Source organism: Bifidobacterium sp. UBA744 (assembly GCA_002298605.1).
Classification (GTDB): domain Bacteria; phylum Actinomycetota; class Actinomycetes; order Actinomycetales; family Bifidobacteriaceae; genus Bifidobacterium.
On record DBKS01000011.1, the window covers coordinates 38,879 to 52,770 of the forward strand.

At 61.3% G+C, this 13,892-nt stretch carries 12 protein-coding genes and 1 tRNA gene; 4 read left to right on the top strand and 9 right to left on the bottom strand.

Annotated elements, in window-relative coordinates; all coding sequences use genetic code 11:
* Positions 1-261 precede the first annotated feature (261 nt).
* A complete protein-coding gene (locus B2994_RS01350) occupies positions 262-963 on the top strand; it encodes a DedA family protein (RefSeq protein WP_291526606.1) in 702 nt (233 codons plus the stop codon).
* A 112-nt stretch (positions 964-1,075) separates the two neighbouring features.
* A tRNA-Ala gene (locus tag B2994_RS01355) sits at positions 1,076-1,148 on the top strand.
* Between the two features lie 142 nt (positions 1,149-1,290).
* Here the strand turns inward: B2994_RS01355 and B2994_RS01360 are convergent.
* From B2994_RS01360 to B2994_RS01395, 8 genes are all read right to left on the bottom strand, one after another.
* Positions 1,291-2,226: a 3-hydroxyacyl-CoA dehydrogenase gene (locus tag B2994_RS01360; RefSeq protein ID WP_291526607.1), complete on the bottom strand. Its 936-nt coding sequence runs from the start codon at positions 2,224-2,226 to the stop codon at positions 1,291-1,293.
* A 94-nt stretch (positions 2,227-2,320) separates the two neighbouring features.
* Complete coding sequence (locus B2994_RS01365) at positions 2,321-3,007, bottom strand: HAD family hydrolase (protein ID WP_291526608.1); 687 nt, start codon at positions 3,005-3,007, stop codon at positions 2,321-2,323.
* Positions 3,008-3,112: 105 nt separating this feature from the next.
* Complete coding sequence (locus B2994_RS01370) at positions 3,113-3,670, bottom strand: heat shock protein transcriptional repressor HspR (RefSeq protein ID WP_291526609.1); 558 nt, start codon at positions 3,668-3,670, stop codon at positions 3,113-3,115.
* Positions 3,671-3,760: 90 nt separating this feature from the next.
* Entirely contained in the window at positions 3,761-4,783 is a 1,023-nt protein-coding gene (locus B2994_RS01375; RefSeq protein WP_291526610.1) for a DnaJ C-terminal domain-containing protein, read from the bottom strand.
* Positions 4,784-4,975: 192 nt separating this feature from the next.
* Positions 4,976-5,614, bottom strand: a complete 639-nt coding sequence (grpE, locus tag B2994_RS01380) for a nucleotide exchange factor GrpE (protein WP_291526611.1) — start codon at positions 5,612-5,614, stop codon at positions 4,976-4,978.
* An 11-nt stretch (positions 5,615-5,625) separates the two neighbouring features.
* Positions 5,626-7,509 (bottom strand): molecular chaperone DnaK, encoded by a 1,884-nt coding sequence (gene dnaK, locus B2994_RS01385; RefSeq protein WP_291526612.1) that lies wholly within the window; start codon positions 7,507-7,509, stop codon positions 5,626-5,628.
* 315 nt (positions 7,510-7,824) lie between these two features.
* Positions 7,825-9,996 (bottom strand): alkaline phosphatase, encoded by a 2,172-nt coding sequence (phoA, locus tag B2994_RS01390; RefSeq protein WP_291526613.1) that lies wholly within the window; start codon positions 9,994-9,996, stop codon positions 7,825-7,827.
* Positions 9,997-10,138: 142 nt separating this feature from the next.
* On the bottom strand, positions 10,139-11,935 hold the full coding sequence (locus B2994_RS01395; protein WP_291526614.1) for a heparinase II/III domain-containing protein: 1,797 nt from the start codon (positions 11,933-11,935) through the stop codon (positions 10,139-10,141).
* Positions 11,936-12,130: 195 nt separating this feature from the next.
* Here B2994_RS01395 and B2994_RS01400 point away from each other — a divergent pair, with 195 nt between their 5' ends.
* Both B2994_RS01400 and B2994_RS01405 read left to right on the top strand, forming a co-directional pair.
* Complete coding sequence (locus tag B2994_RS01400; protein ID WP_291526615.1) at positions 12,131-12,490, top strand: DUF4235 domain-containing protein; 360 nt, start codon at positions 12,131-12,133, stop codon at positions 12,488-12,490.
* 113 nt (positions 12,491-12,603) lie between these two features.
* Positions 12,604-13,389: a nitroreductase family protein gene (locus B2994_RS01405; RefSeq protein WP_291526616.1), complete on the top strand. Its 786-nt coding sequence runs from the start codon at positions 12,604-12,606 to the stop codon at positions 13,387-13,389.
* Positions 13,390-13,575: 186 nt separating this feature from the next.
* Here the strand turns inward: B2994_RS01405 and B2994_RS01410 are convergent, their stop codons facing one another.
* Positions 13,576-13,830 carry a hypothetical protein gene (locus B2994_RS01410; protein WP_291526617.1) on the bottom strand — a complete coding sequence of 85 codons (255 nt, stop codon included), beginning with the start codon at positions 13,828-13,830 and terminating at the stop codon, positions 13,576-13,578.
* Positions 13,831-13,892: the final 62 nt, after the last annotated feature.

The window sequence follows — 13,892 nt, forward strand, 5'->3', positions numbered from 1 at the left end:
GCCTTCACGGCCGCAGTGGCCGCTCACTTCGCCTACAGACAGTCCACCGGACTGTCTGCCGAACGGCTCAGCATATGTGGTTCAACCCCGGGTTTGGCGACGAAGACCGGCAAAAGGCAGAACCATCACTGCCAATATCGTTGGCCCTATCGGTTTGTAAGGATTTGGGTTGGGGTGATATTGGTAGGCTCGCTATTATCGACAACCTGATAGGGTGGTGCACGGTTTTCTACGCTCCATCACAACATGTCAAGGATTGGTATGGGATTCGTCAATTTCATTCTTGAGCTGCTCAAAGACCCCCGTGCGGCCATCGCCAGCTGGATCGCCATGGGCGTCGCGCCGACGCTCGGCTTCATCTTCCTCATCGTGTTCATCGAAACCGGCGTGGTGTTCTTCCCGTTCCTGCCGGGCGATTCGCTGCTGTTCGCAGCCGGCTTCTTCGCGGCCCCCGACGCAGCCACCGGAGCCCCCGGCGCGCTGCCGTTGATGGTGCTGCTCCCCGTAGTTTGGGCCGCGCCGATCATCGGCGACCAGTGCAACTATTTCATCGGGCACTTCTTCGGCCGTAAAATCATCGAATCCGGCAAGGTCAAGGCCATGACCCCGGAACGCATCGCCAAAACGGAGGCGATGATCGAAAAGTGGGGGCCTCTGGCCGTGTTCCTTGGCCGATTCTTCCCGTTTATCCGCACGTTCATGCCGTTCATCTCCGGCATCTCGGGCATGCGTTGGAGCCGTTTCACCCCCTTCTCGGTGCTCGGTGGCCTGACCTGGTCCACGCTGTTCACGCTGCTGGGTTATTTCTTCGGCGGCATTCCGGCCGTGCAGGAGCATTTTGAGCTGGTGATCGTCCTTATTCTGGTGATATCGCTGCTACCCACCGTCATCGGACTGTTCAAGGCGAAATTCGGCAAGAAGGAATCCGCGTCCGACGCTGATCAGCAGGAGTCGCGAGCATAGGGCCCGTCGCCCCGAGACCCCGATATCCCTCGGCGTGTCTTGCTGAATTGCGAAACTCGGCAGGTCGTATTAAGCTAACTGGAGTTGTCTCGCACAGCGAGTCAGCATCCAAGGGGCTATAGCTCAGTTGGTAGAGCGCTTCGTTCGCATCGAAGAGGTCGTGGTTTCGATTACCATTAGCTCCACTTGGGCCGCTTGCATTCCACCGCGAGCGGCCCTTTTCTTTTGCCAGAACAAGGCTTCACCCATAAAACCCGTCGCAAACAAGCTCTTCACCCATAAAACCTGTCAGGAAAATGCCGGATTCTATGGGTGAACAGGTATGGATCAGCGGTATTTGTAGAAACCCTCGCCCGCGTTCACACCGGTTTTGCCTTCCTCGACATATCGCCTGAGCATGGCCGCCACCTTGCCCTGCACGGTATTCGGGTCGGCCGCACGCGGGTCCAACATGCCGATGTTATACGCCGTCGTCAGCCCCACCACGTCAAGAATGCGGAATGGGCCAAGCGGGGCGCCGGTGGCAAGCCGCCATGTCTTGTCAATGGTTTCCACGTCGGCCACGTCGTTGGCGAGCAACTGCTCCGCGGTGGACAGGAACGGCACGAGCATGGAATTGAGAATATATCCCGGCTGCTCCTTCTTGAGTTTCAGTGGGATCATGCCTATCGCGGTGGCAAAGTCAACCACCGCATCGTATGCCTCGGAAGACGTCGCGGCATGCCCCATCACTTCAGCGGTGTTATTGCGCCAGATTTCATTGGCGAAATGCAACGCGAGATATTTGCCGGGACGGCCTGTGTACTCCGCGAACGCACTCGGCAGCATGGTGGATGAATTCGTCGCGATGATGGTGTTCTCCGGCAGATATTTGGCCAGCTCGACATACAGTGCGATCTTTTGCTTCGGTTCTTCGGCGATCGCCTCAATCACCAGATCGGCGGTCTGTGCCGCCTCCTCATAGGACGTGGTGTACGCAATCGACTCGTAGGCCCGCTCCGCCTTGGCCTTCAGCTCATCCAGCAGTTCAGCCGTCGCATCCTTCGAGGCAAGACCGCGACAATATGCGGCGGGATTGGTTTTCATCGCCTCCAACGTGCGGATATAGATGTCCCTCAGACGCTCGAACCTCGGCTTCGCACGCTCGATGGATCCCTCGGAACGCAGCCACACCGTTACCGGAAACCCTCGATAGGCGCTTTGAAAGGCGATTTGGCTTCCCAGCACGCCGCCGCCCGCCACTGTTACATTGCTGATGCTCATATTCGGTCACTCCTCGTTGGGGGTCTGGCCACTATGCCAGTCGAACCGCCATCGGTCCGACACCGTCAAGCGTACAAACGAACATCACAATTGTTCACTTCGTTGCCAATCGTTGGCGGACCAAGCCACCCAGACTCTCGGGAGTTACGCCGTCATAGCCACGAATGGACGTGAATTGCGGGCCGCCAGTGGCATCGGTGCGCGTGAAGCCGGTCAGGGCAATGGTGGTGGCGCCGCTGGACGCCGCCGACTGCAGACCGACCCCCGAATCCTCAAACGCCACGCAACGGGCCATAGCCCCGGCATTGTCGGGATCGATGCCCAGCTTGGAGGCCGCCAGACGATATGGCGCGGGATCGGGCTTCTTGAGTGTATTGTCATCGCCGCACACATACGTGACGAACGCTCCCCGAGGCGCCTGAGAGACAACAGTTTCGGCCATGGCGCGCGGAGAAGCCGTTACCAGCACACTGGGTACACCGGCGCCGGCGAGCGCAGACAGCACGTCCACCGCGCCCGGAATCCACGGCATGGAGGCTTTCTCGTATTCGGCGACATAATCGATCATCATCCGCCCGATTGTCTCAACCGGTAGCTGGGTGCCCGCATCCGCCAACATTTGCGCGACCACCGGCACCGGGGTGCCGGACATCTTCCACCCCATTTCCTCGCTCCATCGGCCGCCGTGACGCATTGCGATGTCGATCTCCGCTCGATGCCACAAAGGCTCTGAATCAATCAGGGTACCGTCCAAGTCCCAAAACACCGCTCGCAGATCCATACGCCACCTCCCGACCGGCCTACCAACTTGGGAAACCGAGCCGAGATCAAGTATCGCACAACGCCCCCACCCGGGCAGGACCGCCGACCGGGCCCGCCGCTCGGGTCAGGCGCCCCACACCACCATGGATTGGGCGGAGGGAATGGCCAGCGGCTCATCGGGGCCCGCCGTGATCTCCCGGGCGTGCGCATGAATCTCGTGTCGCCACATGCGAGCGCGACGGGAGCGCTGCACCTCCACAATGTCGCCGTCGGCATCGGCGGCGAAAATCGACGATCCGGCGGGCCTGCGCAGTCTGCGAACCTGTCTACGCAACTGGCGGTTCTCCTCCTCCAGGGTCAGGATGCGCGTGATGCCGGCCAGATTAATGGACTCGTCCTGACTGAGCCGCTGCGCCCTCACCAGGCGGTCAAGATCACGCAGCGAATACCGCCGCGCCCCACCGTGTGTGCGCTGCGGCACCACCAAGCCGGCCCGATCGTATTGGCGCAGCGTCTGCGGATGAATTCCGGCGAGTTCGGCCGCCTGGGACACGCTGAACACCGGCAGGTCGATGTCGAATCCAAGATCATCAACCTCGTCCAGCTCCATCCGATCAGTCACCAAGGTGTGCGCGCACAACGCATACGCCTGCCGGATCCGCTGGGCAATTCGCGCCGCCATGGCTCACCTTTCTACGTATACCTATCAAACAATCCGGAATCCGGCGGGCCGCCCGAATCAATCATCAGACAGCCCGCCGAAGATCACCGACTAGCGCCGCACATACGGTCCGGCAGCCTTGTCGAACGCCTTGGCCGCATGCTTCACCCCCAGGCCCGGCTTGGAGGGGACCTGAATCGACACGCGCCCGATCAAATCGCCCGGCTCGCTGCCGCGCGGTACGCCATGACCGGCCACGCGCACCTCGGCACCTGACGACGAACCGGCCGGAACCTTGAAGACAACCTTGTTGCCGTCGATGTCGCAGGCCTGCACCTTGGCGCCCTCCACCGCTTCGCCGACACTGACGGGCAGGTCCATCACCACATCGCGCCCTCGCATTGAGAACACGGGGTCGGATTTCACCGAAACATTCAGATACAGGTCACCGCGCTGGCCGCCATTCACACCCGCATGGCCCTTGCCGGCGAGACGAATCTTCTGCCCGTCCTTCACGCCTGCGGGGATGTGGGTCTTGAACTTGGCGCCGTCGACACTCAGCGACACGGTGGCGCCTTTCACCGCCTGGCGCAGCGTCAGCGTGATTCTGGAGTTGCGGTCCTTGCCTCGCTGCGGCTTCGGCGCTTCCTGCTGATAGCCGCCATAGTCCGAGTAACTGCCCCGCCCACCGGCCGCACCGTACGGAGAACCGCCTTGGGCGCCGCCGAACATCGAAAAGATGTCGTTGAGGTTCGGATTGCCGCTGCCGGGTGTGGAGAAGCGGATTCTGGATCCGCCCTGCCCGCCGGCGCCTCCGCCGAACATGCCGCCGAACATGTCGGCGAAGCTCGATGCATCGAAACCGCCCTGGCCCGAGCCGCCGGCAAAGCGGGCACCGCCCATGCCGAACTGGCGGATGGCGTCGTACCTCTTACGGTCATCCGGCTTGCTCAGCACATCGTAGGCCTCGGAGATATCCTTGAACTTCTCCTCGGCTTCCTTGGTTTTATTGACGTCCGGATGGTACTTGCGCGCCAGCTTGCGGTACGCCTTCTTGATGTCGTCCTCGGAAGCGTCCTTGGAGACACCGAGGACCTTATAGAAATCCTTGTTGAGCCATTCATTCTCAGCCATATGTGCCTCCCGGCGTTCCCCTCGGGAACGCCGTGCGGAAGATGAATGCCGCGTGCGGCCCATTGATTGCGCCGCATCGCGGTCCCCCGCCGATTACATTCTTCTGATTGTCAAGGAGCTGACCGGGAGCGATCGCCCCAGCCAGCTCCAGAAATGCCCCGAAGGGCATCGTCGTTCGCCGAGCCCGTCCCGTCAGGCCTGCGGAGACGCCACCACCACGCGGGCCGCGCGAATCACACGGTCGCCGATACGGTAGCCGGCCTCCACCACGGTGTCCACGGTTTCCTTTTCGGCCGACGCATCCGGCTTATGCAGAATCGCATCATGACGGGTGGGATCGAAATCCTCACCCTTTTCGCCGAACTTCTCAACGCCGAACTTCTCGAAGGCCTTGTCGATTTTTGCGGCGACAGCGGTCATCGAAGCGTTGAGCTCACCATGTTCGCGGATGCGGTCGATGTCGTCAAGCGCCGGAAGCAGCGCCGTGAGCACGTCGATGATGCCGTGCTGGCGGAAGCGCTCCTGCTCTTTCTGAGCGCGATTGCGGAAGTTGATGAACTCCGCGCGCTCACGCTGCAGGGCATCGAGATAATCGGCCGCCTCCTTCTTGGCCTGACCCAACGGAGTCAGCGTGCCATCAGCCGTCTGATCCGCATCGGCTGCGGGCTGATCGGCGGCGGCATCAGAAGCTGCCGTCGCATCCGCCGCCGGCTTGGCATCTCCATCGGCCGGGGCCGGGCCGCCATCCGCCGGGCTGTTGGCAGCACCGGCAGCGGCGTCCTCGGCATTCGGCAGGTCATTGAGATAGTCGTCCTTGTTGAACTCTGCCATGGCAAGGATCCTTACTTGTTGTCCTTGTTGTCGTCGTCATCCACGACTTCGGCGTCCACCACATCATCGTCGCCACCGTTGCCGGAGGCACCGGAAGCCGCACTCTCAGAGCCGGCGCCGGCCGCACCGGCCGCAGCGCCCTGCTGAGAGTACAGAGCCTCGCCGATCTTCTGGGCGGCGGTCATCAGTTCGCTCTGAGCGGACTTGATCTTCTCGATGTCCTCACCCTTCAGGGCCTCCTTCAGGGCGTTGACCTTTTCGGTGACGTCCTTGGCGATCTCATCGGAGACCTTGTCCTTGTTGTCGTTCAGCGTCTTTTCGATCTGGTAGGCGAACGCCTCGGCCTGATTGCGGGTCTCGGCATCCTCCTTGCGCTTCTTGTCGTCGGCCTCGTGAGCCTCGGCCTCCTTGACCATGCGGTCGATCTCATCTTTCGGCAGGCCGGAACCTCCGGTGATGGTCATGGACTGCTCCTTGCCGGTGCCCTTGTCCTTGGCGGACACGTGCACGATGCCGTTGGCGTCGATGTCGAAGGTGACCTCGATCTGCGGGACGCCACGCGGGGCCGGAGCGATGCCGGTCAGTTCGAAGGTGCCCAGCGGCTTGTTGTCGCGGGCGAACTCGCGCTCGCCCTGATAGACCTGAATCAGCACGGACGGCTGGTTGTCCTCGGCGGTGGAGAACACTTCGGAGCGCTTGGTCGGAATGGCGGTGTTACGGTCGATGAGCTTGGTCATGATACCGCCCTTGGTTTCAATGCCGAGGGACAGCGGAGTCACATCGATCAGCAGCACGTCCTTGCGGTCGCCCTTGATGACGCCGGATTGCACGGCGGCGCCAACGGCCACGACTTCATCCGGGTTGACGGACTGGTTGGCTTCCTTGCCGCCGGTGAGCTCCTTGACGAGCTCCTTGACGGCGGGCATACGGGTGGAGCCGCCAACCAGCACCACGTGGTCGATGTCACCGACGCCGATGCCGGCATCGTGCAGCACGTTGTTGAACGGCGTGCGGCAGCGGCCCAGCAGATCGGAGGTCATTTCCTCGAAGTGGGCACGGGTCAGGGTCTCATCCAGATGGACCGGGGTGCCGTCCGGGGTCATGGCCAGGTACTGCATCGAAATGGACGTCGAGGTGGAGGAGCTCAGCTCCTTCTTGGCCTGCTCGGCGGCTTCCTTCAGACGCTGCAGGGCGATCTTGTCCTTGGACAGATCAACGCCGTACTTGTTCTTCACTTCGCCCACAAGCCAGTCGATGATCTTCTGGTCCCAATCATCGCCACCCAGGTGGTTGTCGCCGTTGGTGGCCTGCACCTGAATGGTGGAGAAGCCGTCGTCATCCTTGCCGATCTCCAGCAGGGAGACATCGAAGGTGCCGCCGCCGAGGTCGAAGACCAGGATGCGTTCATCCTCCTTGCCCTTTTCCAGACCGTACGCCAGGGCGGCGGCGGTCGGCTCGTTGATGATACGCAGCACGTTCAGGCCGGCGATCGTACCGGCGTCCTTGGTGGCCTGACGCTGGGCGTCGTTGAAGTACGCCGGGCAGGTGATCACGGCATCGGTAACCGGCTCGCCAAGGTACGCTTCGGCGTCCCTCTTGAGCTTCATCAGAACCTGCGCGGAGATCTCCTGCGGGGTCCACTTCTTGCCGTCGATTTCGACGGTCCAGTCAGTGCCCATATGACGCTTGACGGAGCTGATGGTGCGGTCGACGTTGGTGACCGCCTGACGCTTGGCGACTTCGCCGACAAGGATCTCGCCGGACTTGGAGAACGCGACCACGGACGGCGTGGTGCGAGCGCCCTCGGCATTCACGATAACAGTGGGCTGGCCACCTTCCAGCGTGGCAATGCACGAATTCGTAGTACCCAGATCAATACCTACTGCACGTCCCATTGTTTCCTCCTAATTGAGTTGATGCTTACGTTTCTTCGCTCAAGTCCTCGGCAGGCTGTGCACCTCGGCCCTGAACCTTCCAAAACTTGAGCCTACACCACTCAACTTCCGGACCGCAAGTTCTATTCCCAATTCAACGAAAAAAACTTGAGCGCGTGTCGCTCAAGTTTTGCTCGTCGCTGGGTTTCCGTCGCCAAAAACACTTCGCACCCACGCCTAACCCCATATACAGCAATCTCCCCGTGGATCAATGGAACAATCCACGGGGAGATTACTGCCGTTATTGAGCTAGGAACTTGAACTCAGAGCTTAAACTCAACGGCTCGAGAACACGCCCTTGCGCCAGGCGGCCAGCACACCGCCGGCAACCATCAGCGCCACCACAACCAGCACCAGGCCGGCGACATTGGCACCGGTCTTCGCCATGTTGGAGGGCTGCTGGACGGTACCGGAAGCGATGTTGTTCGCCTCGCCCTCAGTCTTGTCGGCTGCGCCATTGCCCTTCGTGCCCTGCTGGGCGGCGGTCGGCGCATCGAACTTGACCTCGACGGTCTTGCCCGACTGCTGGCCCTTGACGGTCAGCACATAGCCCTTGCCGTCAGCCTGAACGCCCTTGGCGGTGAACTCGGTGGTGCCGGCGGTCTGCACGCGCACGCCGGAGACCGGAGTGGTGGAGGCGGACTGGTCGACCACACCGTTGGCGTCCTTCAGCTCGTAGCTGAGCACGGCGTCGCCGTCAAAGCCGGTGGCCTTCACGGCACCGGTGGCCTTGTCGACCTTCACCTCGGCGTTGTTGGACAGAGCCTGCTGGTCAGCCTTGTCGGAAGCCAGCCCCAGCGCCTTGGCGATGGTGTAGAAGTTGTCCGTCTGATCGGTCAAGCCATCCACGCGGGAGGCGCCCGGACCGGAGGCGGCGATGCGCAGCTGGGTGCCGGTGTGGCTCATGCTGCCCTGGGCGCCCTTGAACTTCTCGGCGGTGTTGGCGTCGCCGTTCTCGCCCTGCGTGTACTCGTCGTTGTCAATGGGATTGCCATCGGCGTCCTGATAGACCGGGCCATCGGAGGTGCCGTAGGAGATGGTGGTCTTGGAGCCGTCGCGGTTCTTCAGCACGGTGCTCAGCGCATAGTAGGGCTGGGACTCCACGATCTGGGAGGTGTGCGCGTGATCGGCGGTCACAATCACCAGCGTGTCCTTCAGATCCACCTTCTTGAGAGCGGCGGAAATGGCCTTGTCGAGATCGTCGGTTTCGCCGATCTGGCCGCAGGCATTGGCATTGTGGTCCTGCTTGTCGATGGAAGCGCCCTCGACCTGCAGGAAGAAGCCCTTGTCCTTCGACTTCTGGTTGGCCTGCAGCAGGTCAATCGCCTTGCTGGTGAAGTCGGACAGCGCGGCGCCCTTGTTGCCAAGCCAATCGGGGTTGGCCTGGCACACGGTCGGGTTCTCGTCCTTGGCCTCGTTGTACTTGGAAGCCACGGACGGGTTGTACTGGGTGGGCAGGTTGCCGTCGCCCAGCAAAGCGAGCACCGGCTTGTCCTGCTGGTAGCTCAGCGACTTGAAGCCGTCGATATCACCGGACTGAACGGTCTGGAAGCCACGATCGGCAGCCTGCTGCCACAGGGTCTTGGTGCCGTCCTCGTAGGTGGGATCGATCTGATTGAAGTACTTGGAACCGCCGCCGATGGTCACGTCGGCCGCAGTGTCCATCAGCTGCTCGGAGATGGAGCCAATGCCGCCGTTGACCTTCAGCTGATCGGCCAGGCAGCGCTTGGCGGCGTCACCGTCCTGAGCGTCGACCTTGCCGTCCTTGTTGGTGTCGGTCTTGCCGTCCCACTTACCCTGCGGGCCATAGCAGGCGCGCTCAGTGGAGTGGGATTCCAGCACTGCCGGGGTGGCGTCCTGGATTTCGGCGGTGGTGACGTTGCCGGTGGCATATCCGGCGGCCTTGGCCAACTCGATCAGGTTGAGCTGCGGGTTGCCTTCCACATCCACATCCACTGCATTGTTGTAGGTCTTGGTGCCGGTGGACCAGCCGGAGCCGGAGGCGGAGGAATCGGTGACCGGGGTGATCACGCCGGCGGTCTTGGATCCAGCCAACTTGCCGCTCTTGTCCTTGGCCATCAGCGAATCGTTGGAGCTGCCGCCCAGCGAGAACGTGGTGTACTGGCCGGTGCCGGTTTCAATGCCCTTGTTGAGATTCGGCTGGCCGATCTTATCGAGGCCGTCGAAGGAGCCGCTCACACCATGCAGGTAGTTGCGGGCCACGGTGATCTCGGAGTCTCCCATGCCATCGCCGATGAAGAGGATGACGTTCTTGGCGTTGCCGCTGGTATCGCCGTACACGCCGGCGATACGCTGGGCCGCGCCATGCTCCTTCAGCTGTGCGACGGACAGACCGTCCGCGGCGGAAGCCACACCCGGCACGACGGCCAGCATGGCAAGCGAGGCGACAGCCGCGCAGGCTGCCTTAAGTCCCTTGTGCTGCTTCACTTCTCTTATCCTTTCAGATGATGGGCACGCTGTTTGCGCCCCCAACCCACAGCACACCTTGCGTCATAAAGTCAACGCCAACACGTCTGAAAGTGAACATCACGACCAATCCTCGATGAACAATCGGCCAACAACGCGCCCCTCAGCGAATCCGCAGCTCGCAGCTTTCTTGGAAATCGACGGTGACCCGCCATATGCGCGCGCCCCAGTTGCGGCGCAGCTGGTCGTCTTCCAAAGGCACTGATTCCACCACCCACCTTACGGGGACGCCATCCGCATACAATGCGACGCGGGCACCGCCGACGGCGAGCGCGCCCGGCTCCCCCGGTAACGGTTCCGGACGATACGCCATGATCCAATGCATGCGTGCCCGGTCATACCGCCCCTGCGCATCGTCGCGGACCACCAGCTCATGAGCGCCCCTGTCCAGGCGAATCGACCGCGAATACCGCCGCAGGCGTGCGGCCCGGGGCCATGCATGCGTCAAATCGGCCGCCACTGTTCCGATCGCAACGCCGGCATTGTCGCCAGCGGCCGACCCACCACCGTCGATCCCATCGTCAACCCCGACGACTCGCACATTGCCGGCACGGCATTCGGCCGACGCCCCCTGCATCACCCCATCGAAATCAGGCAGATTATGCCAACTTGACTGCATGGTCCAAATATCGTAGCGTTCCGGCGAAAACGTCTTGCGCGTATAGGTACCCACGCCCAAGTCGATCAACACCGGTTGCCCGTCGCGGTACACAATCACATTGCCGGTGTCATTATGACTGTGACTGGCACCATTGCATCCCGCCTTCACCGCCACGTCGAGCCGATCGTCACGCAGCACCGCAACACCAGTGCTGGGGAACCATCCCTCCGGCAGGCGCCGACCGTTCTTCCCGCTGTCCGGACGCCGCTCCAGAGCAATGCGCCGCATGGCCGAGGCCTCCTGCGCCTCCCACAGCTGGTACATCACGTTTGTGCGCGCAGTAAGTCCCGTCGCATCAGCTTCGTCCAGCGAGCGCCACCAATCCGAAGCCGCGTATGAGGTCATCGCCCCATCACCCACGGCACGTGCATAGCGATATTCGCGAACGCCCATCCGCCCGAGCCGCGGCGCGCAATCCGAAAAATTGAAGCACCATCCGCCTCGCGCCAGCATCTTCAACGCGTACGTGCACATATTGACGATCTTCGGTTCATGACGCAGCGGTTCGAAGACCTCGGGCGCAACGCCATCCAATATGGTCAGGCAACCGCTCAGGCATACCGCGGCCTCATGCCAGTAGCCGGCGCCTTCCACACATCCGCCGTCATCGCCATAGTCCTTCAGGAAGCAGTCAAGGCTGCGGCAGGCCTTGGCGATCGCGGCAAGCTGCGTCCGCTCATCGCAGTCGGCGGCATCAGACATCAGAACCGTCGCCAAAACGTTCTGCGTGCACCAGGCGGTCCAATTGCACATCGGCTCGTCGCCATCGCCCATCCACCAAAAATGATCGTTGAGATACGGTTGGATAATGCGCTCCCGCAACCGCTGCCGTACAATGGCGCGCACCGCGGCCGGCAGACGATCCCCGCACGCATACAGGATCGAAGCGAGCTGCGCCCCGGTTTCGCAGGCGAACAAATCCAGCACCGGGCGTTGCATATCCGGCCACGGTAATTGGGGCGCGTCACGTACGTAATTGTTATGCGCCGGCAGCTGCCATGCCATCTGCTCGCAGACCAGCATCACACCGTCAATCAGATCGGTGAGCAGCGCGGTGTCGTCGGGATGCAGGCACCACGCCACCGTCTCATCGCCAAGTCGCCTGCGCAGCGCGCCATATTTGCTCTCATAGCCCGCCCGGTTGCCATCCACGAAAAAGCGCACCCAATCACTGGCCAGCAACTGTGGCCAGGGCTGGCCGGCATACCGGGCGGCACGATCAACATACCGACGACGCACCTTCCCAGGCAGATTCCGCCAGATTTCCCGGTCCCGCACGCATGGCCCCGGGACAAACCATCCCATCGTCGCCGTCTCTTTCCGATCGCGCCGCCCCGCGCGCAGCAGCTTCGCCCGCTCAACGAACATCATTGTCCTCCCGGCTCCTCATCAAGTCCGAACCACCAGTGTACGCCCTGTTTTACTATGGATTCCATGACCGATTATCGTTCCGACGGCGCCCCATCCACCGCCGACCGCATTGTCGCCGGTTTGGGCACTGTCAACGCAAAGGTGGACGAGATGCGAAGCAATATGGAGCAGGACCCCGATTCCATGGGAGACAAGATCCTGAAGGCTGCGCTGCCTTCGATTGCCGGGCTGGTCGCCGGCAAGCTGTTTCAGCTGATATGGGATCACGGCACGGCCAAACACAGTCGCAACGGCAATGACAACAGCTTCATGATGAGCGTGCTGTTCGCGGGCTTGTCCGCAGCAGTCGGGGCGGTTGTCGCGCAATTGTCCGGCCGGGGCTCACAGGCCCTGGTCGATCGGCGCCACGCCAAACGCCGCTGACATATCACCGAGCATTATCGCCGAGCATCCAGAGGACCGGCTTGTTCGTCCCGCCATCTTCGGCAGACGGGCATTGCGCTTGTGCACCGGATGATTTCTTCTACCATGGCAGTATGACTACTGTTGCTAATCCCACTATTGACATTCTGCTATCCCGTCGTTCAATCCGCGCGTTCCAACCTGACGCCATCGACGAGGATACCGTTGAGACCTTGGAAACCGTTGCGCAGCACGCGGCATCCAGCCAATACCTCAATGACTGGTCGGCGATCCGCATCAAAGACCAGTCGCTGAAGAATCTCATGTCACATATCGGCAATCAGGCGTATATCGCCGACGCCCCCCTGCTGTATCTGTTTGTGGCCGACGAGCATCGCAATGCGCTGATCGCCCAGTCAAAGGGCGTTTCCACCGATCCGGACGTCTATGGCCTGGCGACGAGCTACCGCTTCACTCAAGCGCAGAACGATGCCGTTCTCGCATTGCATGCCATGGAAACCGCGGCATATTCGCTGGGGCTGGGTTGCGTGATTCTCGGGTCGCTGCTGAACGATGTGGACACATTGATCGAAGCGTTGCAGCTGCCGCAATACACCTACCCCGTCCTGGGCCTGGCCATCGGCAAACCCGCGCAGGAACCGATGCTCAAACCACGCATGCCACGTTCGCTGCAGTTTTTCGATAACGAATATCCGACTGATGAGACATCGATTCACAGCCTGAACGACGATATCGCCGACTTCGACGCCACCGTGCACACCTATTATGATCTGCGGCACGCCGACCGCCCGGTTGACGCGTTCAGCGATCAGGTGGCGCATCTTGCGCTGCAGCAGACGGATGAGTCGCATCAGGTAATGCCGCATGCGGAAGCCCAGGGATTCAGGCTGAACCGCTGATGGCAGGAAAACGAAAAAGGAGATAAACGAACAGGGGATTCGCCTTTATATTCGCCGCATGTTCGATCATCGAATCCGAAGTGTTTCAATCCGGCAATCGGCGGAGCGGTTCATATATAAGGGGAATCCCCTGTTCGGTTCTGCACCGCCCAAGTCCTACGGTGCCCAAGTACGCAACGACGACGTTCAACGGCGACGAGGCTTATAGCCCTTTTTGCGACTATGCGGCTTGAGCTGCTGGTTCAGCGGCACATAGGTATGCGCGTTCGCCGGATCGTGACTCGTCAAATGCCAGGTCCCGCAATACTGGCACCGATACACCCAAAGATCCACGCCACGCTCGACCAGACTCTGATCGGCGGCTCGCTGGGCCTGCATTTGGTCGTGATACATGATCTTATTCGATGCAGTGCAGCGTTTGGGAGTGAAAAAATGTGCCATAGTGGCTCCAACAGTAGTCCGTATTGCCGAGTTATGCGGCTGTGTTGTTGTTGGTGTCGTTG